The sequence below is a fragment of the Bradyrhizobium roseum genome, assembly GCF_030413175.1.
Taxonomy (GTDB): domain Bacteria; phylum Pseudomonadota; class Alphaproteobacteria; order Rhizobiales; family Xanthobacteraceae; genus Bradyrhizobium; species Bradyrhizobium roseum.
The window spans coordinates 601,052-624,737 of sequence record NZ_CP129212.1 but is presented as its reverse complement, the minus strand read 5'-3'; the positions used below and the strand labels follow the sequence as shown (position 1 = coordinate 624,737).

The following is a 23,686-nucleotide window of genomic DNA, read 5'->3' as shown; positions in this document are numbered from 1 at the left end:
TGATATCAGTCCTATTGCTTCTTCATGCCGGGCAGCGTGCCCATCATCTTGCACAATACCATCAGCATCACCTCGTCGGCACCGCCGCCGATCGAGGTCAGGCGGCTGTCGCGATAGGCCCGGCTGACCGGCGTCTCGTTCATGAAGCCCATGCCGCCCCAATATTGCAGACAGGCATCGGTGAGCTCGCGGCCGAGCCGTCCCGCCTTCAGCTTGGCCATGGTCGCGAGCCGGGTCACGTCCTCACCCGCGACCAGCGCCTCGGCGGCGCGGTAGATCAGCGAGCGCAGCAGCTCGACCTCGGTCTGCATTTCCGCGAGCTTGAAATGGACGGTCTGGTTGTCGAGGATCGAACCGCCAAAGGCCTTGCGGTTGCGGGTGTATTCGATGGTCTCTGATATGATGAATTCATGCGCCTTGAGGCAGGCGGCCGCGCCCCACAGCCGCTCTTCCTGGAACTGCACCATCTGGTAGGTAAAACCCTTGCCCTCGTCGCCGATGCGGTTGCGCTTGGGCACCCGGACATTATCAAAGAAAATCTGTGCGGTGTCGGACGAGCGCATGCCCATCTTGTCGAGCTTGCGCGCTATCTGCACGCCCTTGCTCTTCATGGGAACGCAGATCAGCGACTTGTTGCGATGAACCTGGTCGTCGCTGGTGTTGGCGAGCAGGCAGATCCAGTCGGCCTGGGTGCCGTTGGTGATCCACATCTTGCCGCCGTTGATGACGTAATCGTCGCCGTTGGAACGCGCACTGGTCTTGATCGAAGCGACGTCGGAGCCGGCGCCCGGCTCGGAGACGCCGATGCAAGCCACCGCATCGCCGGCGATCGCGGGGATAAGAAACTCGCGGCGTACTTCATCGGAACCAAAGCGCGCCAGCGCGGGGGTCGCCATGTCGGTCTGCACCCCGATCGCCATCGGCACGCCGCCGCAGGTGATGGCGCCGAGTTCCTCGGCCATCATCAGCGCGTAGGAATAATCGAGTCCCTGGCCGCCGAACTCGGTCGGCTTGTTGAGGCCGAGAAAGCCGAGATTGCCGAGCTTCTTGAACAGCTCATGCGCCGGGAAGATGTCGTTCTTCTCCCATTCGTCGACGAACGGGTTGATCTCGGCGGCGATGAATTTTTGTAGGGCGCGGCGGGGTTCGTCGTGGTCGGCGGTGAAGAGCATTGATCCTCCGTCATTCCGGGGCAGCCCGCAGGGCTGAACCCGGAATCCAACTTACTACAGCAATTGCGGCCCGTTGGATTCCGGGTTCGATGCTTCGCATCGCCCCGGAATGACGGTGCGTGCGACGCGTCACAGCCCCATCTGCCGCGACGCGAGATCCTTCATGATCTCTTCCGTCCCGCCACCGATGGCGTTGACCTTGACCTCGCGGTAGATCCGCTCGACCTTGACGCCGCGCATGAAACCGGCGCCGCCGAAGATCTGCACGGCTTCGGAGGCGCAGAACGCCATGGTCTGGGTGGCTTGGTTCTTCATCATGCAGATCTCGGCAACCGGGCTCTCGCCCTGCCCGAGCCGCCACGCCAGCATTTCCAGCATCGCCTGCGACGCCGCGACCTTCTGCGCCATGTCGACCAGCTTGTGACGGATCACCTGGTGCTGCGCAATCGGCTTGCCGAAGGTCTGGCGCTCCTTGGCGTAGGCAATCGCCTCCTCGACGCAGACCCGGGCAAACGCCGTGCAGCTGGCCGCCATGCCCATGCGCTCGCTGTTGAAATTATGCATGATGATCTTGAAACCCTGGCCCTCCTCGCCGATCAGGTTTTCCACCGGCACCCGGCACGCGTCGAAATGCAGCGTCGCGGTATCCGACGCCCACCAGCCCATCTTCTTCAGTTTCGTGCGCGACAGGCCCGGCGTGTTGCCTTCGATCAAGAGCATGCTGACGCCGCCCGGCCCCTCGCCGCCGGTGCGCACCGCAACGGTCAGATAATCGGCCCGCATGCCCGAGGTGATAAACGTCTTTTCGCCACTGACGACATAATGGTCGCCGTCGCGCCGCGCCTTGGTGCGCAAATTGGCGACATCGGAGCCGCCGCTCGGTTCGGTGATCGCCAGCGCGGAAATCTTCTCGCCCGACAGCACCTGCGGCAGAACCCGCGCTCTCACCTCGGGCCGCGCAGCCCGCGCGATCGGCGGCGAGCCGATGGTGTGGCTCATCAGGCTCGAACTGACGCCGCCGGCGCCGGCGCGCGCCAGTTCCTGCGACGCCACGATCTTCATGAACTGGTCGGCCGGCATGCCGCCGAATTCTTCGGGGAAGCCGAGCCCCAACAGGCCGATTTCGGACGCTTTGCGATACAGCTCGCGCGGAAATTCGCCGGCCTCGTCCCATTCGTGAGCATAAGGCTCGATCTCGCGCGACACGAAGCGGCGCATCACATCGCGGAAGGCTTCGTGTTCGGCCGTATAGAACGGGCTCTGCACCCTTGTGCGCTCCAGCATGCTTTCCTCCCGAGGGATCACGATGCCCCGATTTGGCTCGCGCAAACTTGCGTTGAGCGGCTGGCTTGATCGCGCCGACGCTGCCTGGTTGCGTTCCAGCAACTGAACGCAAGACCGCCCGCAGAGCATGCCCTAGCGTTGGTTCAAAACCAATAACAACATTATCGGCCATTTGCCGGGAGGATGACGCGTGATCCGATTGAGCCAATTCCTCCCGGCGCTTCTTTCCGCACTGCTCGCCCTGGGCATTGCGACCAAAGCGAACGCCCAGCAACCCGGCATTACCGATACTGAGATCAAATTCGGCAACATCATGCCGTACAGCGGCCCGGCGTCGGCGCTCAGCGTCACCGGCAAGGTGTTCGCGGCCTATTTCGACATGATCAACGAGAAGGGCGGCGTCAACGGGCGCAAGCTCAACATGATCTCGCTCGACGACGGCTTTTCGCCGCCGAAGACGGTCGAGGCCACGCGCCGGCTGGTCGAGAGCGACAACGTCGCCTTCATGTTCGGCACCATGGGCACTGCGCCGAGTTCGGCGACGGCGAAATATCTCAACGGCGCCAAAGTGCCGCATCTGTTCCTGATCAGCTCGGCGTCGAAATGGAACGAGCCGGCGACGCAGCCCTGGCTGATGGCGCTGCCGTGGGCGCCCAATTACGTCGAGGAAGCCGGCATCGAAGTCCGCTATGCGCGGTCGAGGAATCCCAATGCCCGCTTTGCGATCCTTTACCAGAACGACGATGCCGGAAAGGACTATCTGCGCGGCGTAAAGGAAGCGCTCGGCCCCGACGCCGACAAGGCGATCGCGATGGCGTCGAGCTTCGAGGTCGCCGACCCCACGGTGGACTCGCAGATCCTCACACTCGCCAACACCAAGGCCGATGTCTTCCTGATCTACAGCGTGACGCCGCGCGCCTGCGCCCAGGCGGTCCGCAAGGCGTATGAGACCGGCTGGCGGCCGATGCGCTTCATCTCCTCCGGCTGCGCCAACAAGGATACGGTGTTCGTGCCGGCCGGCGCCGAGGCATCGACCGGGATCATGTCGGTCGTGGCGTTGAAACCCTATAGCCAGGATACCAAGGACCCCGGGCTCCTTGGCTATGCCGACTTCATGAAGGCGCGGTTGCCGAATGTGGATCCGGGCAACTTTGCCGCGGGATATGGCTATATGGTCGCCCAGGCGCTGGTCGTGGTGCTGGAGCAGTGCAAGAACGATCTCAGCCGCGCCAACATCATGGCGCAGGCCGCAAATCTCAAGAACGTCCCGCTCTCGATGCTGCTGCCCGGCATCACGCTCAATACCTCGCCGACGGATTATCGTCCGATCCGCGACGGCTACATGGTCGAGTTTCGCGACAACCAGTTGAACGTGATCAGCGAACTGCTGCGGGGTACGTGAACCGGCGACCCGTCCGGCACGCAGGGCCGACGCGGCCAACTATCGACGCGCCGTCGGCGGCGGCTTCTGCACCGTCGGTGCGGCGGCAGCCAGAAGGTCCGCACGCACTCCATTCCTGGGTGGATAGATTCGCTGCTGGTTGATCGTTTGCTTGGTCGCCTTCGCGCTGGCGCCGTAGGCGGACAGCTGTCGGTCCCATCCGACGGTATAAACCGCTCCCCAGGCTCCGAGATCGAGCACCGTCACATACCAATCGATGTCGAGGGGCAGCATCGGCTGTCCAAGCAAATCGGCCACCACGTTATTCCCGGCGAAGCGGCCCATCGGTCTTGCGAACTGGCAGGACATTACGCTGGAATGTTCCCCGTCCACGACGCAGGAAGCCACGTCGCCGGCGGCAAAGACGTTTGCCGCACCGGCAACGCGCATGAAATGATCCACATGGAGGCGACCAAGCCGGTCCCGCTCGACCGCCAACGTCTGGGCCACGGGGCTTGCCCTCATGCCCGCGCACCACACGACCGTCCGCGTCGGGATCATTTCACCGGAGCTCAGCGTAACGCTGCTTGCATCGACGGATGTGACCGTTACGTTGAGCCGCGTTTCAACGCCCAGCGCCGCCAACGCTTCGCTGACGATCGGGCGTGCCTGCTCGCCGATCGTCGCGCCCACGACGGCGTTAGGATCGACGAGAATGACGCGCCGGGTGCCGGAGAGGCCCGCCTTTTCGAGTTTGCCTGGCATCTCTGTTGCGACTTCGATGCCCGTAAACCCGGCGCCGACGATGACCGCCGTGGCAAGGCCTTCCGAAGCCGCTTGCCTGCCCAATCCGGCTAGGTGCGCATCGAGCCGGACGGCCGCCGCGTAGGTATCCACGTCAAAGCCGTTCGACATCAGCCCAGGTATGGCAGGGCGCACCAATTGGCTGCCAAGCGTCAGCACCAGCCGATCGTATCCGATGACCTCCTCAGGGCCGCCGTTCGTTGTCACGCTCACATGCTGCTTGACGGGATCTATGTCCCGGACTTCCGCAACCCTGTGATCGACCCCGACCGGGTCAAGCAGGTCGACAAGCGGTATGGCCGCGTCGCTGATGTCGACCTCGTAGTTGCGTACCCTGATGTTGTGGTAGGGGTTGCGATCGACGACGAGTATTTCGACGTCCGCTGCCGGTGCCCCGATTTCGTCGCGCTTGCGCGCAGCCCCGAGGGCGGCCCAGAGCCCTGCGAATCCTGCACCAAGCACAACGATGCGCGCCATGCGATTTCCCCGAACGCTCGGCTGGAGCTAATCTCGCGGGAGCAACAGAATCAAGCCTGTTGATGGCCGGCATATCTTGCGCGCGTCACGATCGCGGCGTGACCGAACGTACTGCGTTCAGGGTCAGCCGTCGCCGTCCCGCGCTTTATCAAGCTCAATTCCCAAACCCGCCAAATGTGTGTCCACGAACTGCGCCAGTTGCTGGCGCAGCTTTTCCGGCGGCACCGCGACCATTCGCTCTTCCAGGCCGAGCGAAATGATGCCGTGCACGGCGGAGAACATCGTGCGCGCCAGCAGCACCACCTGTTCCGGATCGCGGTCGGGCAACAGCCGCACCAGTGGCTCATGCATCAGCGCAAAGGCCTGCATCACCATCAGCAAAATGTCTTCCGGGAACGGCCGGTCGTCCTCCATCCGGTGTTCGAACAGCGCGCGCAACAGATTGGCGTGATCGGCCGCGAAAGACAGGTAGGTCTCGGCCAGTCCATGGAGCTGGCTGACCGGGTTTTCGGCGGGAACCGCGACCAGTGCGTCCGTCAGGGCCTGAACCGTCTCCCGATTGACCGTCAGGATCAGGCCGTCGAAGTCCCCGAACTCGTTATAGACGCTTCCGATCGAGCAATCGGCAGCCTCGGCGACATCCCGAACCTTCAATGATCTCAATCCATTAGCAGCAATTCTGCCTCGCGCCGTCTCGATCATCAGGTGGCGCCGCAAAGTTTTTTTGCGGTCCCGCGAAGATTCTTCTTGAGCGTTGCTCACGTTTGCCCTATATGTTTTGAACAATGTTCATTTACCTGGAGGCTGCCCCGATGCAAACCCTTGTTTCCCGCCTGACCACCACGTTCATCGCCGATGCCATCGAACTCGTGAAGGGATTCGGCAAAATTGTCGTCCACATCGCCACCGCGCCGATCGAGCGCATGGCCAATGCCTGCGACGTCGGCGGGGTTCTGGCCCGCCGGCAGTCGGCGCGCCGCCTGCGCGCGATGAGGAACGCCCATCGTCCCCGCGCGCCGTGGAAGCGCTCGCTGTCGCCGTTCGCCTCCCTGCACTACCTGACCTGAGCCGCCGCCGCTTCGGTTCAAATGTGTCTCCGATCGTAAGAAAGGGATCACTATGCCGCGGCAAATCATCAAGCGGGTTCCTCGCGACCATGCCCGGATAACTTTCCGTACAAGTTTTCAAGGCAAGCGTTGCCGGCGACCACTTCACACATCAGACGCAACTTCTGCGCGATCCGCCATCGCTTAACGTTCATTAGCCCACGATTTCCATACCACGCCCGGGATTGCCCGGCCGACGTAACAGGAATTAGTCATGATCAAGGAATTGCTGTCCTCCCGCCGCTTCGCCCCGCTGTTCTGGTCGCAATTCTGCTCGGCGCTGAACGACAACGTGCTGAAGAATGCGCTCGTCATCATGCTGCTCTACGGCGTGGCCGCCGAAGAAGGCGCGCCGCTGGTGACGCTGGCCGGTGCGGTCTTCATCTTTCCGTTCTTCGTGCTGTCGGCGCTCGGCGGTGAACTGGCCGACAAATACGTCAAGATGACCGTCGCGCGGCGACTGAAGTTCGCCGAAATATTTGCCGCCTGCTTTGCGGCCGCCGGCTTCTACCTGCATTCGATCCCGCTGCTGTTCGTGGCGCTCGCGCTGTTCGGCGTGGTGGCCGCCCTGTTCGGCCCCGTGAAATACGCGATCCTGCCCGACCAGTTGTTGGTTTCCGAACTCGCGACCGGCAACGCGCTGGTCGAGGGCGCGACCTTCATGGCGATCCTGATCGGCACCATCGCCGGTGGCCTGTTCATCGCGGGCGCCTCGCATATGGGCTGGATCTGCCTGGCCGTGGTGGGGCTGTCGGTCCTGTCCTGGGCCTTCGCGGCCCGCATCCCGGTGAGCCAGCCCTCCGCGCCTGACCTGCCGATCACGGCCAATCCCTGGACTTCTACCGTTCATCTTCTGAAGTCGCTCCATGCCGAACCGCGGCTGTGGGACGGCATGCTGATCGTGTCCTGGTTCTGGATGGTCGGCGCGATCGTGCTGTCGTTGCTGCCCGCGCTGGTCAAGGGCGATATCGGCGGCACCGAAGGCGTCGTGACGATGTGCCTTGCGGTGTTCGCGATCGGCATTGCCGCGGGTTCGCTGGTTGCAGCACAGCTCAGCCATGTGCGGCCGAATCTCGCGCTGGTGCCGATCGGCGCCATCGTGATGGGCATCGTCGGCCTCGATCTGGCGTGGGCGATTGGAAGCACGGTGCGGGGCACCGACGTCACCGCCGCCGCATTCGTCACCTCCTTCGCCGGCTTCCGCATGCTGGCCGATTTCTTCCTGTTCGCCGTGGGCGGCGGCCTGTTCGTGGTGCCGTCCTTTGCCGCGGTGCAGGCATGGTCCGCGCCGTCGGAACGCGCCCGCGTGATCGCGGCCGGCAACGTGCTGCAGGCGGCCTTCATGGTGGCCGGCTCGCTGCTGGTCGCGGGATTGCAGGCGCTTGGTCTTCCGGTGGCCTGGATCTTCTTCGGCCTGGCGATCGCCAGCTTCGGCTCGGTCTGGTTCGTGCTCACCAAATGGGGCCGCGAGGGCGTGCGCGACTTCGGCGCGCTGCTGTTCCGTGCGCTGTTTCGCGTCGAGGTGCGCGGCATGGAGAACCTGCCGCCGGCAGGCACCCGCATGCTGATCGCGCCGAACCATGTCAGCCTGGTCGATGGCCCGCTGCTGCATGCCACGCTGCCGATCGACGCCAGCTATGCGGTCGATACCGGCATCTCCAAGGCGTGGTGGGCAAAGCCGTTCCTGAAGCTGATCAAGCATTACACCATGGATCCGAGCAAACCGCTGGCGGCGCGCGACCTGATCAAGCTGGTGGCGTCGGGCGAACCGGTGGTGATCTTCCCCGAGGGCCGCATCACCGTGTCGGGCTCGCTGATGAAGGTCTATGACGGCACCGCGATGATCGCCGACAAGGCCGACGCGATCGTCGTGCCCGTCCGCATCGAGGGCGCGCAGCGTTCGCGCCTGAGCTATTTGAAGAACGGCGAGATCAAGCGCGCGTGGTTCCCAAAAGTGACGATCACGATCCTGCCGCCGGTGAAACTGTCGGTCGATCCGGCGCTGAAGGGCAAACTTCGCCGCAACGCCGCCGGCGCCGCGCTGCAGGACGTCATGATCGACGCCGTGGTTCAGAACGCCATGCTGGACCACACGCTGTTCGAAGCGCTGGCCCATGCCCGCCGCGACCGCGATACCGGCAAGCCGATCATCGAAGACGCGCTGGGCACCAAGCTGACCTATCGCAAGATGATCCTCGGCGCCCAGGTGCTGAGCCGCAAGCTCGAGCACGGCACCGTGGCGGGTGAGAATGTCGGCGTGCTGCTGCCGAATTCGGCCGGCGTCGCCGTCGTGTTCATGGCGCTGCAGACCATCGGCCGCGTGCCGGCGATGCTCAATTTCTCCGCCGGCCCGGTCAACGTGCTGGCCGCGATGCAGGCTGCGCAAGTCAAGACCGTGCTGACCTCGAAGGCGTTCATCGAGAAAGGCAAGCTCGACAAGCTGGTCGCAGCCATCGCCGGCAATGCCCGCGTCGTCTACCTGGAGGACGTGCGGGCCGGCATCGGTGCGCTCGACAAGGTCCGCGGCCTGCTCGCCGGATCCGCACCGCGTGTGTCACGCAACGCTGAAGACCCGGCGGTGATCCTGTTCACGTCGGGGTCGGAAGGTACGCCGAAGGGCGTCGTGCTTTCCCATCGCAACATCCTGGCCAACGCGGCCCAGGCGCTGGCGCGCGTCGACGCCAACGCCAACGACAAGGTGTTCAACGTGCTGCCCGTGTTCCACTCCTTCGGCCTGACGGGTGGCATGATGATGCCGATGTTGGCCGGCATTCCGATCTTCATGTATCCGTCGCCGCTGCATTACCGGATCGTGCCGGAACTGATCTACCAGACCGGCGCCACCATCCTGTTCGGTACCGATACCTTCCTGACCGGCTACGCCCGCTCGGCGCATGCCTACGACTTCCGCACCCTGCGCCTCGTGATCGCCGGCGCGGAAGCGGTCAAGGACCGCACGCGGCAGGTCTATATGGAGCGCTACGGCATCCGCATCCTCGAAGGCTACGGCGTCACCGAGACCGCGCCGGTGCTGGCGATGAACACGCCCATGGCCAACCGTCCCGGCACCGTCGGCCGGCTGTCGCCGCTGATGGAAGCCCGCCTCGATCCGGTCCCCGGCATCGAGGAAGGCGGACGGCTGTCGGTGCGCGGTCCGAACGTCATGCTTGGCTACTTGCGCACGGAAAACCCCGGCGTGCTGGAGCCGCTCGCCGGCGGCTGGCACGACACCGGCGACATCGTCGCCATCGACGCCGCCGGCTTCATCGCCATCAAGGGCCGCGCCAAGCGTTTTGCCAAGATTGCCGGCGAAATGGTCTCGCTGTCGGCCGTCGAAGCCATGGCCGCGACGCTGTGGCCGCAGGCGATGTCGGTTGCGGTATCGATCCCCGATGCCCGCAAGGGCGAGCGGATCGTGCTCCTGACCACGCAGAAGGACGCCGAGCGGTCGGCGATGCAGCGCCAGGCCAAGAGCGCCGGCGCATCTGAACTGGCGGTGCCGGCGGATATCCGCGTCGTCGACACCGTGCCGCTGCTGGGTTCCGGCAAGACCGACTATGTCGGCGCGACGAGGTTGGCCAAGGAGCTTGCGACGCCGGCCGAGGCTGTGCGGGCGCAGGAAGTGGCAGAACAGGAAGTCGCATGAGGTTAGCGCGTCGCCGCGGGATCAATGACGATCCTGCGGCGGCCCCGTGCGCCCCCAACAATCCGGGTTTGGCAATCGAACCGTGTCGGCAGCATCTCACCGAAGCGTAGCGGACAGATGCCAATCTAGAGCGGATCGTGGCGGCTCTCGAGCGCTCGCAAGGTTATGAAGACCTTATCGTTCCGGCGTTGCCCCTGCCACTGGTCCGTCGCCGGCACGACGCGCTTGACCCAAAGCGGGCATCACGAAGGTAAGGCACTGTCATTGTCGAAACCATGCTATGCATGAAGCCGCGATGGCGGATGGAGCCGACAATGCCTTTGAAAAAAGACTTTTCTGACCTGCGCCTGTCGTTCGAGCCGCTGACGTTTTACCAAAAATTCGAGCACGTCTGCATTCTGATGCTGACCGCGCTGATCGCCATCATCATTGCCCTCGCGCTGTGGAATCTGACGCTGAAAATTCTTCTCAGCATCTGGGCAACCAATCTCGACCCGACTGATCATGGCGTGTTCCAGACCGTGTTCGGCATGATCTTTACCGTCATTATTGCACTCGAGTTCAAGCGCTCCCTGCTGGTGGTGGCGGAGCGGCGCGACAGTGTTGTGCAGGTACGCTCTGTCATCCTGATTGCGTTGCTGGCGGTGGTGCGCAAATTGATCATTCTCGATCTGTCGACCACGGATGCCTTCCATCTGCTGGCGCTAGCCGCAGCCATCCTCGCGCTGGGCGCCGTCTATTGGCTGGTGCGCGACCAAGGGCAGCCAGGCGAAATCATCGCGGCGAGAGACGGATGAGGTTGCATTGCAAGGCGTGAGGTGATCGCGCCATCCACCGCCGTCATTCCGGGATGCGCCCTCTTGGGCGCAGACCCGGAATCCATTGGGCAGCAAGCACAGCAGAGAGTTGGATTCCGGGTTCGCGCTTCGCGCGCCCCGGAATGACGACGGAGAAATAGCGCCAGCGGCTCGTCATCATCCGCGACGGCGGATGATCCTGTATTCCAGAGACGACTAACGCCGACTCGCCCAACAGCCATCATCTCAGCCACTCCACGCAAGACAGCATCCCCGTCCGCCGCCTCATCTGCTAGATTGAAAGCCGTCAAGCAAAACAGGCGGCGCGAGACCGCTGGATGTGGAGGAAGCATGTCGTCCGTTCGCTATTATGACTGGATCGCGCATTTCGGCCGCCGCACGCCGGACAAGATCGCGGCCGTCGACCTCGCGACCGAACGCCGCCTCTCCTACGCGCAGCTCGACGCGCGCGTCTCGCGGCTCGCCACTCACCTGCGCGACACATTGGGCGTCGCGCGTGGCGACCGCGTTGCGGTGCTGGCGCTGAACACGACCGATACGCTGGAGGTGCAGTTCGCCTGCTTCCGGATCGGCGCGGTGTTCCTGCCGTTGAACACGCGGCTGACGGTGCCGGAGTTGCAGTTCATCGTCGGCGACGCCTCGCCGAAAGTGATGATCCACGATGATGACCTCGCCGAAGTCGCGCTCACGGTCGCAAAACTTTGCGGCGTTTCGTCCGCGCTGCGGTTCGGCGCCGGCGGTTCCTACGAGGCGGCTATTGCGGCGGCGCCGCCGCTCGATCGCGCCGAGATCGTCACGCTCGATGACATCTCGACCATCATGTACACCTCGGGCACGACGGGGCAGCCCAAGGGCGCGATCATCACCCATGGCATGACGTTCTGGAATTGCGTCAATCTCGGCGGCCCCGCCTATATCTCGCCATCGAGCGTGCTGCTCACGGTGCTGCCGCTATTCCATACCGGCGGGCTGAATTGCTACACCAACCCGGTGCTGCATGCCGGCGGCACTGTCCTGATCATGCGCGCGTTCGATCCCGGCCTGGCGCTGCAGCTGATCAGCGATCCCGCCCACGGCATCAACCAGTTTTTCGGCGTGCCCTCGATCTATCAGTTCATGGCGCAGCATCCGGCGTTCGCCACGGCCGACTTCAGCCGGCTGGTGATCGGCGGGGTCGGCGGCGCGCCGATGCCGGTGCCGCTGCTGAAAGTGTGGGAAGAACGCGGCGTCGCGCTGCAACAAGGCTACGGCATGACGGAGACCAGCCCGGCCGTGCTCACCCTCGACAAGGAGGACGCCGCGCGCAAGGCCGGCTCGTCCGGCAAGCCGGTGCTGCATACGGAAGTGCGGATCGTCCGCCCCGACGGCACCGATGCCGGTGTCGGCGAGCTCGGCGAACTCTGGGTCAGGGGACCGAACGTCACGCCGGGCTACTGGAACCGGCCGGACGCCAACGCGTCGTCGTTCACCGACGGCTGGCTGCACACCGGCGACGCCACGCGCGTCGATGAAGATGGCTTCTACTACATCGTCGACCGTTGGAAGGACATGTACATCTCCGGCGGCGAAAACGTCTATCCGGCCGAGGTCGAGAGCGTGCTGCATCAGCTCACCGCGATCGCGGAGGCTGCGATCATCGGCGTGCCGAACGAGCAATGGGGCGAGGTCGGCATGGCGATTGTCGCCGTGAAGCCCGGCCACACGCTGACGCCCGCGGAAATCCACGCGCATTGCGCCGCCAACCTGGCACGGTTCAAGTGTCCGAAGCTGATCGAGTTCGTCGATGCGCTGCCGCGCAACGCGACGGGGAAGATTCACAAGCCGACGCTGCGGGAGAAGTTCAACGCGGTGAAGGCGACGGACAAGGTCGTTTCGTAGCGGGTGAGAAAGAACTGTAGATGAGGCAACAACAAAAAACCCGCCGGTTCATCACCGGCGGGCACTCGTATCAGAAGCAAATCAGTGGATCCCAGTACATCCGTGGAAATCCGTAATCGGCAACCTTTAGTCGACGCGAAGGTTCTCGGCGCTGGTCTTGCCGCGCATCGGGTCCTTCTTCGCTTCGAACGAGATCTTCTGGCCTTCATTGAGCGAGCTCAGGCCCGCACGCTCAACGGCGCTGATGTGAACGAAAACGTCGGTGCTGCCATCATCCGGCTGGATGAAGCCAAAACCCTTGGTCGCGTTGAACCACTTAACTGTTCCGGTAGCCATGTCACTATCTCCAAGATGCGCGAAAGCGCTTGTGCCTGCACGACCTCCGCGCAGGCTTCATCCGATTTAACGATGTCTTGGGGATTGGGGCCGGTTTCGGCGTGGTCAACAAGGCAGAGCGGTCATTCGAATAGAAGCCATATACGCTATTTCGCAGGAAATGCAAGGCTGGCGAGCACTAGCCCGGCAGGAACATCGCGAACGGTTCATCCGTCGTGCGCCGCAAATGCTGGCGATATTGCGCGTAATTGGGGTCATTGGCCGAAATCCGGCCGAAGGTTGGATCGGTAACCATCTTGATAGGCAAATAGGCGATTGGCGCTGCGATCGGCGTCAGCAGCGAGCCGCGGCCGGCGAGCAGCGTGGTGATGATGCCGTACATCTCGCCGGAGATCGCCAGCCGCGCCACCGTGATCAGGCGGTGCTGGCCGTGCCGGTTGGTGACGAGATAGATGTGGCCGGACTGGTTCGGCACCGCCACTTCGCCGAACTGGGTGAAGGCCGCGTCCTGCCGTTCACTTTCGTGAAATACCAGGCAAGACGCCGCATCGTCCCAGGAGATTCCGGTGCGGTAGGCGAAGACTGCCTCCCTGTCGCCGAACGACGGGCGCACGGTGACGTAGGTGCCCTCGATCCAGGCCACCGCGCGGCGCGAATAGGCGCCCAGCCCGTCGGGCGCAATGTCGCCGTTGCCATTGGGCACGGCAGACGGCATCGCGTCAGGCGCTTTGCGCAGGGAGACACCAAGCGCTTGCTCGATACGGACAGTTGTGGCGAGCGTGAACGGGCGGCGGCCGCCCAGCACCTTTTCCAGCGTCGAGAGGCTGAGCTTGGCAAGCTCCGCCAGCGATTGCCGGGAAATGTGGCGGCGGGCGATTTCCTCGCGAATAGTGTCGGCGATCTGCCGGCTTTGCTCGGCGGAAAGCTGCTTGTCCGGCGCTGGCATCGTCACCCCTGCTCTACCCCGCCAGTCTAGCAGACGCACAATCCATCACAAACCCGCACAAAGCCGCCGCGCCCGCGGCGGCGGACGGTGGCGGGCGACCGAACAAGGCCGATCATTCCGCTCGCGCCAAATCACGGCTTTCCGCACCCTGACATCGCGGCGAAACCGCCGTTTGGGAGTGAGCGACATGACGACGTGCGACGATATTGAGGCCGACAAAACCGGCGAACAGCCCGGCCTGATCAGGCTGGTACTGTTCCTCGTGATGCAGGGCGTTGCCGTGATCCTGGTCGGGTTTGCGGCACTATTCTTGAGCTTCGAGCCGGTGTGGTCGGCGGAGCGTATTCAAGCAGCCCTGGTCAAGCCCGGCGACGCGCGTTCCGGATCGCTGCTGCTGAAGACGGACGATGGCTACGCCGATGCATCGCGGCTCGGCATCGATATCGATCTCACCGTCTCGGGTCCGACCGTCCGCGCCCGTGTCACCCAGATCTTTCGCAACCCGACCAAGGACTGGGTCGAGGCGGTCTACGTCTATCCGCTGCCGTCGGGCGGCGCGGTCGATACGCTGAAGATGGTGATTGGCGACCGCGTCGTGGTCGGCGACATCAAGGAGCGGCAGCAGGCCAAGATCATCTACGAGCAAGCCAAGCAAAATGGACAGAAAGCCGCGCTGACCGAACAGGAGCGGCCGAACATTTTTACCAACTCGGTCGCCAATATCGGCCCCGGCGAAACCGTGCTGGTGCAGATCGAATATCAGGAACCAGTCCGGCAATCCGGCAACGAATTCTCGCTGCGGGTGCCGATGGTGGTCGCGCCGCGCTATAATCCCAAACCCATCGTGCAGAGTGTCGACTTCAAGCGCGATGGCACCGGCTGGGGTTCGGCCAACTCCGATCCTGTGCCGGATCGCGATCGCATCTCGCCGGAGGTCCTCGACCCCGCGACCAATGCCCCGGTCAATCCGACCCGGATTACCGTGCGGCTGCAGGCCGGCTTTCCGCTCGGCGAGGTCAGGAGTCACCACCATGCGGTCAAGACGGAAAAGGCCGATGACAGCACCAGCATCGTTCGTCTGGCCGAAGGCCCGGTGCCGGCCGACCGCGATTTCGAGCTGACCTGGAAGCCGGCCGCGGAGAAGGCGCCGTCGGTCGGGCTGTTTCGCGAGCACGTCGGCGGCAGCGATTACCTGCTCGCCTTCGTTACCCCGCCTGCAGCCGAACAGGCCCAGCAAAAAGCGCTGCCGCGCGAAGTCATCTTCGTGATCGACAATTCCGGCTCGATGGGCGGCATCTCGATTGTCCAGGCCAAGGCGAGCCTGACCTACGCCCTCGGCCGCCTGCAGCCGACCGACCGCTTCAACGTGATCCGCTTCGACAACACCATGGACATGCTGTTTGCGTCGGCGGTGCCGGCGGATCGTGAGCATATCGGCCGCGCCACTGCCTTTGTCGACGCGCTGCAGGCCAATGGCGGCACCGAGATGGTGCCGGCGATGCGCGCCGCCCTGTCGGACAACGCAAGCGATGCCGGCTACGTTCGGCAGGTCGTGTTCCTGACCGACGGCGCGATCGGCAACGAGCAGCAATTGTTCGAGACCATCAATGCGCTGCGCGGCCGCTCGCGCATCTTCATGGTGGGCATCGGCTCGGCGCCGAACACCTACCTGATGACGCGTGCTGCCGAACTCGGCCGCGGCACGTTCACCCATATCGGCGCGGTGGAGCAGGTCGAGGAGCGCATGCGCGGGCTGTTCGCCAAGCTGGAAAATCCTGTGGTGACCAATCTCTCCGCCAAATTCTCCGATGCTGCGGCCGACATCACGCCGGTTGCAATCCCCGACCTCTATCGCGACGAGCCGCTGGTTCTCGCCGCAAAGCTCGACACGCTGGCAGGCTCGGTCGAGATCAAGGGCCGCATCGGCGACCGTCCGTGGGTCGTCACCCTGCCGCTGGCCAGCGCCGCCGAAGGCAAAGGCCTGTCCAAACTCTGGGCGCGGCGCAAGATCACGGATGCCGAAGTCGCACGCACCACGCGGCAGGCGAGCCCGGAAGACGCCGACAAGACCACCCTGGCGCTGGCGCTCGAGCATCAGCTCGTGACGCGGCTGACCAGCCTGGTCGCGGTCGACAAGACGCCGAGCCGCCCCGAGGGTGCACCGCTCACGCTCGCGGAGCTGCCGATCAACCTGCCGGCGGGCTGGGATCTTGAAAAAGTGTTCGGCGAGCGTCAGCGTGCGCCGGCTAACCCGACGGAACGCCGCGCGGATGACGGACAAGCGCAGCTTCAGGTCGCGGCGCTGAAGCGGGTGCAGCCCATCGTCACCCAGGCGCCCAACACGGTGACGCTGCCGAAGACGGCCACCGATGCCGAACTGAAGATGATCGCGGGTGTGATCCTGCTCACGGTCAGCCTGATCCTGCTGGTGTTCACTCGGCGTCAGATGTCACCGAGTTGACGTCCACTGAAAAGAGGAGGCTCCCCCACCCCCTCTTTCCAGAGCGCGCGCGGCTTCCACCCGTCCCCCCAGGGCCGCGCGCGCCCCCCCCCTTTTCCGCAACCATCATTCCCTCCCGAACCGCCGTCATTGCCAGGGAGCGAAGCGACCAAGCAATCCATCTCGCCGCGCGAAGAACGACTGGATTGCTTCCGCCTTCGCTCTCGGAGCTACGGCGGACAAGTCGCTACGCTCGCAATGACGAAAGGGCCACCAGAATGCCCCGCTTCATCCTCCCGCTCCTTCTCGCCGTCATCGGTCTGATCCTGTTCGGCCAGGGCGCCTACATCCACGCCAAGGCGCTGGTCGCGCAGGTGCTGCTGGAACGCGCCTTCGAAAAATCCATCGTCACCGGTCGCGAGACAAAACCGTGGTCCTGGGCGGACACCTGGCCGGTCGCGCGCATCGAAGTGCGGCGGCTCCATGTCAGTACCATCGTGCTCGCCGGCAGCAGCGGTCAGGCGCTCGCCTTCGGCCCGGGTCATGTCGAACGCACACCGGACGCCGGCGAGCGCGGGGTCGCCGTCTATTCCGCGCACCGCGACACGCACTTTGCCTTTCTGAAGAACGTCGTGGTCGGCGACGAGATTGATGTCACGCGACAAGACGGCCGGACATTCCGCTATCGCGTGGCTGCAACCTCGGTCGTGCGCTTCGACGCCTCTGGCATCGATCCGCTCGCGGACGGGCACGAACTGGTGCTGTCGACCTGCTGGCCGTTCGATGCGATGACGCAGGGGCCAGATCGCTATCTCGTACACGCCACGCTGGCCGAAGCTGCAGCAGATTCGCGCTAAATTCTCCGCAAGCCGGGATATCGTGCGCGGCGCGAATGGCGCTGCGTACGCAACGCGTGTTGCCACGTCAGCCAAGTGCCAATAGAAAGGCTTCAATCACACGCAAGGCATGGCGCGGGCGCATCTTCGCGACCGCTACGGCCAAAGAAACAACAGCGTTTAAGGGATTCTCATGGACGCCCAGGCCAGCACCGCATCGCACCAAGCCGAAAAATGGTCGCCCTCGCCTGACGCCAGCGACATCGTCAAGAGCATCCATGCGATGCTGCACCCGCGCAATATCGTGCTGGTCGGCGCCACCGACAAGCCCGGCAACTATGCCGAGCGCATCTGGAACAATTTGATCAAATACAAGTACGAAGGCGGGCTTTTCCCGGTCAACGCCAAACGGGAAACGATCTGGGGCGTGCCCTGCTACAAGGATTTCGCCAGCCTTCCCGAAAAGCCCGACCATGTGCTGGTGCTGGTGCCGGCGCGTTTCGCGGTGCAGGTGATCCGTGACGCCGCCGCCGCCGGCGCACGCTCCGCCACCATCGTCACCTCCGGATTCAGCGAATTGCAGGACGAGGACAGCCAGCGGCTGGCCGAAGAACTGAAGCAGGCCGTGAAGGAGACCGGCCTTGCCGTCACCGGCCCGAACTGCCTCGGCAATCTGAGCGCGGGCGAAAAGCTGTTCACCAATATCGACGACCGCATCGTCACCATGGAAGCAGGTCCCGTGGCGATTGCCGGACAATCCGGCGCGATCGTGATGGCGATCCGCCAGACGCTGGAAGATCGCGGCGTCGGCGTCGGCTACATGGTCACGACCGGCAACGAAACCGGCCTGGAAACGCCGGACCTGATGGCCTATTTCGCCGCCGATCCCTCGATCCGCGTCATCGTGGTCTATCTCGAAGGCGTACGGAACACCAAAGTGTTTCGCGCGGCCTGCAAGGCCGCGCGCGCCGCCGGCAAGCCGGTCATCGCGCTGAAACTCGGCGCCTCCGAGGGCGGCCGCGCCGCCGCGATGGCGCACACCGGCGCGCTTGCCGGCTCGATCGAAACATTCGACGCGATCTCGACGCGCGAAGGCGTGATCCGCGTCCGCGGGCTCGACGAATTGATCGAAACCACTGAATGCTTCGTGCATGCCGATCCGCCCAAGGGCAACCGTCTCGCCGCGGTTTCGCTGTCGGGCGGCAAGCGGGGGCTGCTGATCGACGCGTTCTATTCGGCCGGTCTCAATTTTGCGCCGCTCAGCCCGAATGCGACCGAGCAACTGGCAAAGATGCTCGGCCCCGGCAGCATCGTCGGCAATCCCCTCGATGCCGGTTTTGCCGCAGTGGTGGACCCCTCGGTCTACATGAACTCGATCAAGATCATGATCGACGATCCCGACACCGATATCGTCATCATCGATGCCGAACTGCCGAAGGCGCCGCATGAGTTGCGCGAACGTAACTTGCGGATCGTCAATGAAATGGCCGGCGCCGCCAGCAAGCCTGTGGTCTATATCAGCGCGATGTCGATCGGCTTTACCGAATTCACCAAGGGTCTGCGCAAATCACTGCCGAACATTGCGGTCATGCAGGGTCTCGACCGCGCCGTCGGCGCGATCAAATCGCTGATCGAGTATTCTTCGCTGCGCAAGGAAGTACCCGACATCCAATCGAGTTCGAAGGCTTCGGCGCGCGCGGTGCTGGAGAAGGCGCTCAAGGCCGCCAACGGCGCCGCGGCGCTCGACGAGGTCGCCTCGAAGAAGCTGCTCAAGGCCTACGGCATCCCAGTTTCCAAGGAAGAGATCGCGCAGACCGCGGCGGAAGCGGTGAAGATCGCCAAGACAATCGGCTTTCCCGCCGTGGCGAAAGTGGTCAGCGCCGACATCCTGCACAAGTCCGACATCGGCGGCGTGGTGCTGAACCTCAACAGTGCCGCTGAAGTGAAGAAGGCATTCAACGACATCACCGCGCGGGTGAAGAAGATCAAGAGCAAGCCGAAGCTCGAAGGCATTCTGATCGCGCAGCAGGTCAAGGCCGATCTCGAACTTGTGGTCGGCGCCTCGCTCGACGCCGAGATGGGGCCCGTCGTGCTGTTCGGCACCGGCGGGGTCGATATCGAACTGATGAAGGACGTGGCTCTCGCCGGCGCGCCGCTGGACGAGGCCGAGGCGAAGCAGTTGATCGCCAAGACCAAGGCCGGCGTGAAGATGAAGGGCTATCGCGGCAAGCCCGCGCTGCATGAGGCCTCCGCCGTGAAGGCGCTGGTCGGCCTCTCCAATCTGATGGCCGACGCCGGCAACCGCATCGCGTCGATCGACGTCAATCCGTTTTTGATCAACAGCAAGCTCGGCGTCGCCGTCGATGGTTTGATCGTGCTGAACAATCCCGCAGCGAACAAGGCGGCGAAGCATTAGGGGTTGATTCGTTGGCCGTTGTCGTCCCTGCGGACGCAGGGACCCATAACCACCGATGCCCGTTGTTGCGAAGATTGCTAGCACCATTGTCTTGCCGATGGGCCGCGGCGTATGGGTCCCTGCGTCCGCAGGGACGACGGGTGTTGTTACAACCCCATTCCCCACTTCTGCGCCGTCTGCACGACCCAGTCCCGATACAGCGTCAGCGGCGTGACACCCGTCATGCCGCCGCAACCCGCCGTGCCGTTCGGCCCCGTCGACCAGCTCACCACGCCGACGATCACCGGCCCACTTTGCTTGTCCTCGAACACGGGCGCGCCGGAATCTCCCGTGCAGGCCCCTAGCCCTTCACGCGTGCCCTGCCCGACGGGATCGACAAGCCGGATCTGCAGCGTCCCCGGCCTGCCGGTCGCGACCAGGCCGGCGACGCGGATGGTGCCGCCGCTCTTGCCGTCGCCGCGCACGGTCACGCCGATGCCGGCGATGGTGAAGCGGCTGCCGACCATGATGGGGATGTTTGGCATGCCGAGAGCGGCTGCCGTCTTGGCCTTGGGCGACGCCGCCAGTTGCAGCAACGCGACATCCGCCGTCGCACGATGCGCCTGCATGGCCTGCATGTTGAAGTCGGGATGAATGGCGACGCTCTTCACGTCCTGCAGCGAGGGCTGCCGGTCCGCGGCGTATTCGACGATCTTGTAGTCCGCGCCGGATGGCACGCAATGCGCCGCGGTCAGCACCAGTCGCGGCGCGATCAATGCGCCGGTGCAAAAATTGCCGCGCGAGCCGACGATAGTAACGACGGACCGCGCCACGCCTTCCGTCGACGCCGCACCGCCACCGACGATGGCATGCGCGGGAACCGATAGCAGCAGGGCAAGGCTGGCGATCAGGCGGGGCAGTATCTTCATCGGCGCAGCAATAACCCGCGCGGCGCATGCCGCCAAGCGCCCGATCGCACTGGTTCCATGTGATAATTCGTGTTAGCCGCAGACCAACATAGTCGTTTCAGGCGAGGAAATAATGATCGAGGCAGTGATCTGGGATTTCGGCGGCGTGCTGACCACCTCGCCGTTCGAGGCGTTTGCGCGGTACGAAACCGAGCGCGGGCTGCCCGCCGACATCATCCGCCGCACCAACGCCGCCAACCATCTGGAAAACGCCTGGGCGAAGTTCGAACGCGCCGAAGTCGACATCCACGCCTTCGACGAGTTGTTCGCAAACGAGTCCCGTGCGCTGGGCGCCGAAGTTCGCGGCAAGGACGTGCTGCCGCTGCTGTCGGGAGACTTGCGGCCCGAGATGGTCGAGGCTCTCAAGCGCGTGAAGGCGCAGTTCAAGACGGGGTGCATCACCAACAACCTTCCTGCCAACGCCATCGGCAGCCACAGCGGCCGTTCGCTCTATGTCGCCGAAGTGATGGTGCTGTTCGACCACGTCATCGAATCCGCAAAGATCGGCCTGCGCAAGCCCGACCCGCGCATCTACCGGATGATGGTCGAGACTTTGCAGGTCGATCCGGAAAACTGCGTCTATCTCGACGACCTCGGCGTCAATCTGAAGCCGGCGCGCGAGATGGGCATGACCACGATAAAAGTGCTCAACGCTCCGCAGGCGATTGCCGAATTGGAAGCCGCTACCGGGCTGGCATTGCGCTAGGCGGAAATACCGGAGAACTGCGGCCCCCCATGAGCAAAACGCCGCTTGTTCTTTGCCGGGAACGCGGGCAGAACATTGTGAAATCTACCGAATTCGGAGTTTAACCCCGTGGCTGAAAATGGGCCGTCGGCCTCGATCGAGGCAGTGGAACGCGGTCTTGCGGCGCAAGGCTATATTGCAAGCCGCCAGATCGCGACCGCGGTCTATCTGGCGCAGCAGATCGAAAAACCGATCCTGGTCGAAGGCCCCGCCGGCGTCGGCAAGACCGAGCTTGCGAAAGCGATCGCGGCCTGGCGCGGCCTGAAGATGATCCGCCTGCAGTGCTACGAGGGACTCGACGAGGCCAAGGCGCTCTACGAGTGGAAATACGCCAAGCAACTGCTGTACACGCAGATCCTCAAAGACAAGCTCGGCGAAGTGCTCGGTGGCGCACCGACGCTGGAAGCGGCGCTCAGCCAGCTGCATGATTTCGGCGATGTGTTCTTCTCCAAGGAATTCGTCGAGCCGCGGCCGCTGCTGCAGGCGCTGGAACAGCCCGCCGGCTGCGTGCTGCTGATCGACGAAATCGACAAGTCCGACGCCGAATTCGAATCGCTGCTGCTGGAAATCCTCAGCGATTTCCAGGTCACGATCCCCGAGCTCGGCACGGTGGTCGCGGTCTCGCCGCCGACCGTGATCCTGACCTCGAACAGCGAACGCGATCTCGGCGACGCGCTGAAGCGCCGCTGCCTGCATCTTCATATCGGCTTCCCCGAGCAGAAGCTGGAAGAGCGCATCGTCGAAAGCCGGGTGGCCGGCATTTCGCAGACGTTGCGCAAGCAGATGGTGAGCTTCATCCACGAGGTCCGCACGCTCGACCTGAAGAAGCTGCCGTCGGTCAGCGAAACCATCGACTGGGCGCGCGTGCTGGTGCTGTTGCAGGCGAGCGAACTCGGTCACGAGGTGGTCAAGGACACGCTGAACGTTCTGCTGAAGTACGAGGCGGATATCGAGGCCACCATGCCCCAGGTTTCCACCTTCATCGCCAAGGCCTCGCGTCAGAACGCCTTCGGATAGGCCGGCATGAGAGAGAACCTGCATCGCTTCTTTCGTGCGGCGCGGGGCGCGGGCGTAAAACTCTCGCCGGCCGAGAGCATCGACGCGATGCGGGCCGTCTCCAAGGTCGGCTTTGCCGACCGCACCATTTTGCGCGACACTTTTCTGCTGACGCTCGCCAAGACCCAGGACGAGAAGAAGGCGCTGGGCGACTGTTTCGATCTGTTCTTCGATCAGCCTGCGCCGCAGTCCCCCCCGGAGAATGACAAGGCCGATGAACAGGATTCTTCGGGGTCAAATTCGACATCCGAGTCTCCAGGCGACGCCAGCGGCGGCGACGAGCAGGCGGACGGGCTCGGCCAGCTTGCGCAGATGCTGCTGGCGCAGGACCGCAACCAGATTTCGGCGGCGATCGCCAACGCGGCGAGCGCGGCCTCGCTGTCGGACATCCGCTATTTCACCCAGCGCGGCATCTTCTCCAATCGCGTTCTCGAACAGATGGGCATCGAACGCCTGCGCGACGATCTCGACCATCTGACGGCGACCAACCCGGGGCTGGCGGAACGGCTGACCAACGCACTCGACGGGCTGCGCGGCACGGTGCGCGAGACCGTCTCGCAGGCGCTGCTGCTGTACGGGCGCGAGGAAGCCGAAAACCTGCGCAACGAAATCCTGGCCAACGCGCCGCTGTCGCGGATTGAACCGCGGCAGGTCGAGCAGATGCGGCGGTTGATCCGCCAGATCGCGCGCCGCCTGCGCGAGCGCTATTCCAAGCCGCGCAAGCGCCAGCGCCGCGGCCATCTTGACGTCCGTCGCACCATCCGCCGCAACGCCGCCTGGGGCGGCGTGCCGTTCCTCACCGCCTGGAAACGCCGCCACCGCGACCGGCCGAGGATCGTGGCACTCTGCGACGTCTCGGGCTCGGTGGCGCGGGTGTCGGATTTCTTCCTGCTCTTGATCCACAGCCTGCACGAGGTTGTCGACGACGTTCGATCGTTTGCGTTCTCCGGCCATCTGATCGAGGTCAGCGACATTCTCGAGGCAAAATCGCCTGAGGAAGCGATGGCCGAGATCATGTCAAAAGTCGGCTTCGGTTCCTCCGACTACGGCAACTCCTTCGACGATTTCGAACACGGCTGGATGAGCGCGATCACGCCGCAAACCACCGTGATCGTGCTCGGCGACGCCCGCAGCAACAACCTCGACCCGCGCGCCGACATCCTCCGCCGCATCGCCGAGCGCTCGAAGCGCCTGGTGTGGCTCAACCCGGAAGGCCGCATGGCCTGGGGCTGGGGCGATTCGGAAATGCCGCGCTATGCGACCTTCTGCACCGTGGTCCGGCAATGCGCCACCGCAAAACAGCTCGAACGCGCGGTGTCGGATATCGTGGCGAGTTATCAATAGGCCTTGTTTGAGTTTGCAGCGCGACCATGTTCTAATCGGTCGACCGTCGTAGAC

The 23,686-nt window shown here is 63.9% G+C and carries 18 protein-coding genes; 11 read left to right on the top strand and 7 right to left on the bottom strand.

The window, feature by feature from the left end; all coding sequences use genetic code 11:
- Window positions 1–11: 11 nt before the first annotated feature.
- Both QUH67_RS02810 and QUH67_RS02805 read right to left on the bottom strand, forming a co-directional pair.
- Window positions 12–1,172, bottom strand: coding sequence for an acyl-CoA dehydrogenase family protein (locus tag QUH67_RS02810; protein WP_300945127.1), 1,161 nt, complete (start codon window positions 1,170–1,172; stop codon window positions 12–14).
- A gap of 129 nt (window positions 1,173–1,301) precedes the next feature.
- On the bottom strand, window positions 1,302–2,456 hold the full coding sequence (locus QUH67_RS02805; protein WP_300945126.1) for an acyl-CoA dehydrogenase family protein: 1,155 nt from the start codon (window positions 2,454–2,456) through the stop codon (window positions 1,302–1,304).
- Window positions 2,457–2,646: 190 nt separating this feature from the next.
- Between QUH67_RS02805 and QUH67_RS02800 the strand changes: the two genes are divergently transcribed.
- Window positions 2,647–3,858: an ABC transporter substrate-binding protein gene (locus QUH67_RS02800; RefSeq protein ID WP_300945125.1), complete on the top strand. Its 1,212-nt coding sequence runs from the start codon at window positions 2,647–2,649 to the stop codon at window positions 3,856–3,858.
- Between the two features lie 39 nt (window positions 3,859–3,897).
- On the opposite strand, the gene QUH67_RS02795 is transcribed toward QUH67_RS02800, so the two are convergent.
- Window positions 3,898–5,118: an NAD(P)/FAD-dependent oxidoreductase gene (locus QUH67_RS02795; RefSeq protein WP_300945124.1), complete on the bottom strand. Its 1,221-nt coding sequence runs from the start codon at window positions 5,116–5,118 to the stop codon at window positions 3,898–3,900.
- Between the two features lie 123 nt (window positions 5,119–5,241).
- Entirely contained in the window at window positions 5,242–5,820 is a 579-nt protein-coding gene (locus tag QUH67_RS02790) for a TetR/AcrR family transcriptional regulator (RefSeq protein WP_300945123.1), read from the bottom strand.
- A gap of 83 nt (window positions 5,821–5,903) precedes the next feature.
- Here QUH67_RS02790 and QUH67_RS02785 point away from each other — a divergent pair, with 83 nt between their 5' ends.
- From QUH67_RS02785 to QUH67_RS02770, 4 genes are all read left to right on the top strand, one after another.
- On the top strand, window positions 5,904–6,185 hold the full coding sequence (locus QUH67_RS02785; protein ID WP_300945122.1) for a hypothetical protein: 282 nt from the start codon (window positions 5,904–5,906) through the stop codon (window positions 6,183–6,185).
- A 253-nt stretch (window positions 6,186–6,438) separates the two neighbouring features.
- Window positions 6,439–9,870, top strand: coding sequence for an acyl-[ACP]--phospholipid O-acyltransferase (locus tag QUH67_RS02780; RefSeq protein ID WP_300945121.1), 3,432 nt, complete (start codon window positions 6,439–6,441; stop codon window positions 9,868–9,870).
- 302 nt (window positions 9,871–10,172) lie between these two features.
- Window positions 10,173–10,667: a phosphate-starvation-inducible PsiE family protein gene (locus QUH67_RS02775; protein ID WP_300947918.1), complete on the top strand. Its 495-nt coding sequence runs from the start codon at window positions 10,173–10,175 to the stop codon at window positions 10,665–10,667.
- A gap of 351 nt (window positions 10,668–11,018) precedes the next feature.
- Entirely contained in the window at window positions 11,019–12,566 is a 1,548-nt protein-coding gene (locus QUH67_RS02770; protein ID WP_300945120.1) for an acyl-CoA synthetase, read from the top strand.
- 126 nt (window positions 12,567–12,692) lie between these two features.
- On the opposite strand, the gene QUH67_RS02765 is transcribed toward QUH67_RS02770, so the two are convergent.
- Both QUH67_RS02765 and QUH67_RS02760 read right to left on the bottom strand, forming a co-directional pair.
- Window positions 12,693–12,902, bottom strand: coding sequence for a cold-shock protein (locus QUH67_RS02765; protein WP_057841312.1), 210 nt, complete (start codon window positions 12,900–12,902; stop codon window positions 12,693–12,695).
- A gap of 178 nt (window positions 12,903–13,080) precedes the next feature.
- A complete protein-coding gene (locus QUH67_RS02760; RefSeq protein WP_300945119.1) occupies window positions 13,081–13,848 on the bottom strand; it encodes a helix-turn-helix domain-containing protein in 768 nt (255 codons plus the stop codon).
- Window positions 13,849–14,035: 187 nt separating this feature from the next.
- Here QUH67_RS02760 and QUH67_RS02755 point away from each other — a divergent pair, with 187 nt between their 5' ends.
- The 3 genes from QUH67_RS02755 to QUH67_RS02745 all read left to right on the top strand — a co-directional run bounded on the left by QUH67_RS02755 (window position 14,036) and on the right by QUH67_RS02745 (window position 19,540).
- Window positions 14,036–16,309 (top strand): marine proteobacterial sortase target protein, encoded by a 2,274-nt coding sequence (locus QUH67_RS02755; RefSeq protein ID WP_300945118.1) that lies wholly within the window; start codon window positions 14,036–14,038, stop codon window positions 16,307–16,309.
- A gap of 257 nt (window positions 16,310–16,566) precedes the next feature.
- Window positions 16,567–17,145 carry a class GN sortase gene (locus tag QUH67_RS02750; protein WP_300945117.1) on the top strand — a complete coding sequence of 193 codons (579 nt, stop codon included), beginning with the start codon at window positions 16,567–16,569 and terminating at the stop codon, window positions 17,143–17,145.
- 172 nt (window positions 17,146–17,317) lie between these two features.
- Window positions 17,318–19,540, top strand: coding sequence for an acetate--CoA ligase family protein (locus tag QUH67_RS02745; RefSeq protein WP_300945116.1), 2,223 nt, complete (start codon window positions 17,318–17,320; stop codon window positions 19,538–19,540).
- Between the two features lie 146 nt (window positions 19,541–19,686).
- Here the strand turns inward: QUH67_RS02745 and QUH67_RS02740 are convergent, their stop codons facing one another.
- Window positions 19,687–20,448: a S1 family peptidase gene (locus tag QUH67_RS02740; RefSeq protein WP_300945115.1), complete on the bottom strand. Its 762-nt coding sequence runs from the start codon at window positions 20,446–20,448 to the stop codon at window positions 19,687–19,689.
- Window positions 20,449–20,560: 112 nt separating this feature from the next.
- Between QUH67_RS02740 and QUH67_RS02735 the strand changes: the two genes are divergently transcribed.
- The 3 genes from QUH67_RS02735 (at window position 20,561) to QUH67_RS02725 (ending at window position 23,632) form a co-directional block, all read left to right on the top strand.
- Window positions 20,561–21,193: an HAD-IA family hydrolase gene (locus tag QUH67_RS02735; protein ID WP_407080399.1), complete on the top strand. Its 633-nt coding sequence runs from the start codon at window positions 20,561–20,563 to the stop codon at window positions 21,191–21,193.
- 108 nt (window positions 21,194–21,301) lie between these two features.
- The gene (locus QUH67_RS02730) at window positions 21,302–22,249 is read left to right on the top strand and encodes an AAA family ATPase (RefSeq protein WP_300945114.1); all 948 of its coding nucleotides are present in this window, start codon (window positions 21,302–21,304) and stop codon (window positions 22,247–22,249) included.
- 6 nt (window positions 22,250–22,255) lie between these two features.
- On the top strand, window positions 22,256–23,632 hold the full coding sequence (locus QUH67_RS02725; protein ID WP_300945113.1) for a vWA domain-containing protein: 1,377 nt from the start codon (window positions 22,256–22,258) through the stop codon (window positions 23,630–23,632).
- Window positions 23,633–23,686: the final 54 nt, after the last annotated feature.

Excerpts from the sequence above, each read along its gene's own strand:
- QUH67_RS02810 (WP_300945127.1), bottom strand. The coding sequence starts at position 1,172 with ATGCTCTTCACCGCCGACCACGACGAACCCCGCCGCGCCCTACAAAAA.
- QUH67_RS02805 (WP_300945126.1), bottom strand. The coding sequence starts at position 2,456 with ATGCTGGAGCGCACAAGGGTGCAGAGCCCGTTCTATACGGCCGAACAC.
- QUH67_RS02795 (WP_300945124.1), bottom strand. The coding sequence starts at position 5,118 with ATGGCGCGCATCGTTGTGCTTGGTGCAGGATTCGCAGGGCTCTGGGCC.
- QUH67_RS02790 (WP_300945123.1), bottom strand. The coding sequence starts at position 5,820 with ATGATCGAGACGGCGCGAGGCAGAATTGCTGCTAATGGATTGAGATCA.
- QUH67_RS02785 (WP_300945122.1), top strand. The coding sequence starts at position 5,904 with ATGTTCATTTACCTGGAGGCTGCCCCGATGCAAACCCTTGTTTCCCGC.
- QUH67_RS02780 (WP_300945121.1), top strand. The coding sequence starts at position 6,439 with ATGATCAAGGAATTGCTGTCCTCCCGCCGCTTCGCCCCGCTGTTCTGG.
- QUH67_RS02775 (WP_300947918.1), top strand. The coding sequence starts at position 10,173 with ATGGAGCCGACAATGCCTTTGAAAAAAGACTTTTCTGACCTGCGCCTG.
- QUH67_RS02770 (WP_300945120.1), top strand. The coding sequence starts at position 11,019 with ATGTCGTCCGTTCGCTATTATGACTGGATCGCGCATTTCGGCCGCCGC.
- QUH67_RS02765 (WP_057841312.1), bottom strand. The coding sequence starts at position 12,902 with ATGGCTACCGGAACAGTTAAGTGGTTCAACGCGACCAAGGGTTTTGGC.
- QUH67_RS02760 (WP_300945119.1), bottom strand. The coding sequence starts at position 13,848 with ATGCCAGCGCCGGACAAGCAGCTTTCCGCCGAGCAAAGCCGGCAGATC.
- QUH67_RS02755 (WP_300945118.1), top strand. The coding sequence starts at position 14,036 with ATGACGACGTGCGACGATATTGAGGCCGACAAAACCGGCGAACAGCCC.
- QUH67_RS02750 (WP_300945117.1), top strand. The coding sequence starts at position 16,567 with ATGCCCCGCTTCATCCTCCCGCTCCTTCTCGCCGTCATCGGTCTGATC.
- QUH67_RS02745 (WP_300945116.1), top strand. The coding sequence starts at position 17,318 with ATGGACGCCCAGGCCAGCACCGCATCGCACCAAGCCGAAAAATGGTCG.
- QUH67_RS02740 (WP_300945115.1), bottom strand. The coding sequence starts at position 20,448 with ATGAAGATACTGCCCCGCCTGATCGCCAGCCTTGCCCTGCTGCTATCG.
- QUH67_RS02735 (WP_407080399.1), top strand. The coding sequence starts at position 20,561 with ATGATCGAGGCAGTGATCTGGGATTTCGGCGGCGTGCTGACCACCTCG.
- QUH67_RS02725 (WP_300945113.1), top strand. The coding sequence starts at position 22,256 with ATGAGAGAGAACCTGCATCGCTTCTTTCGTGCGGCGCGGGGCGCGGGC.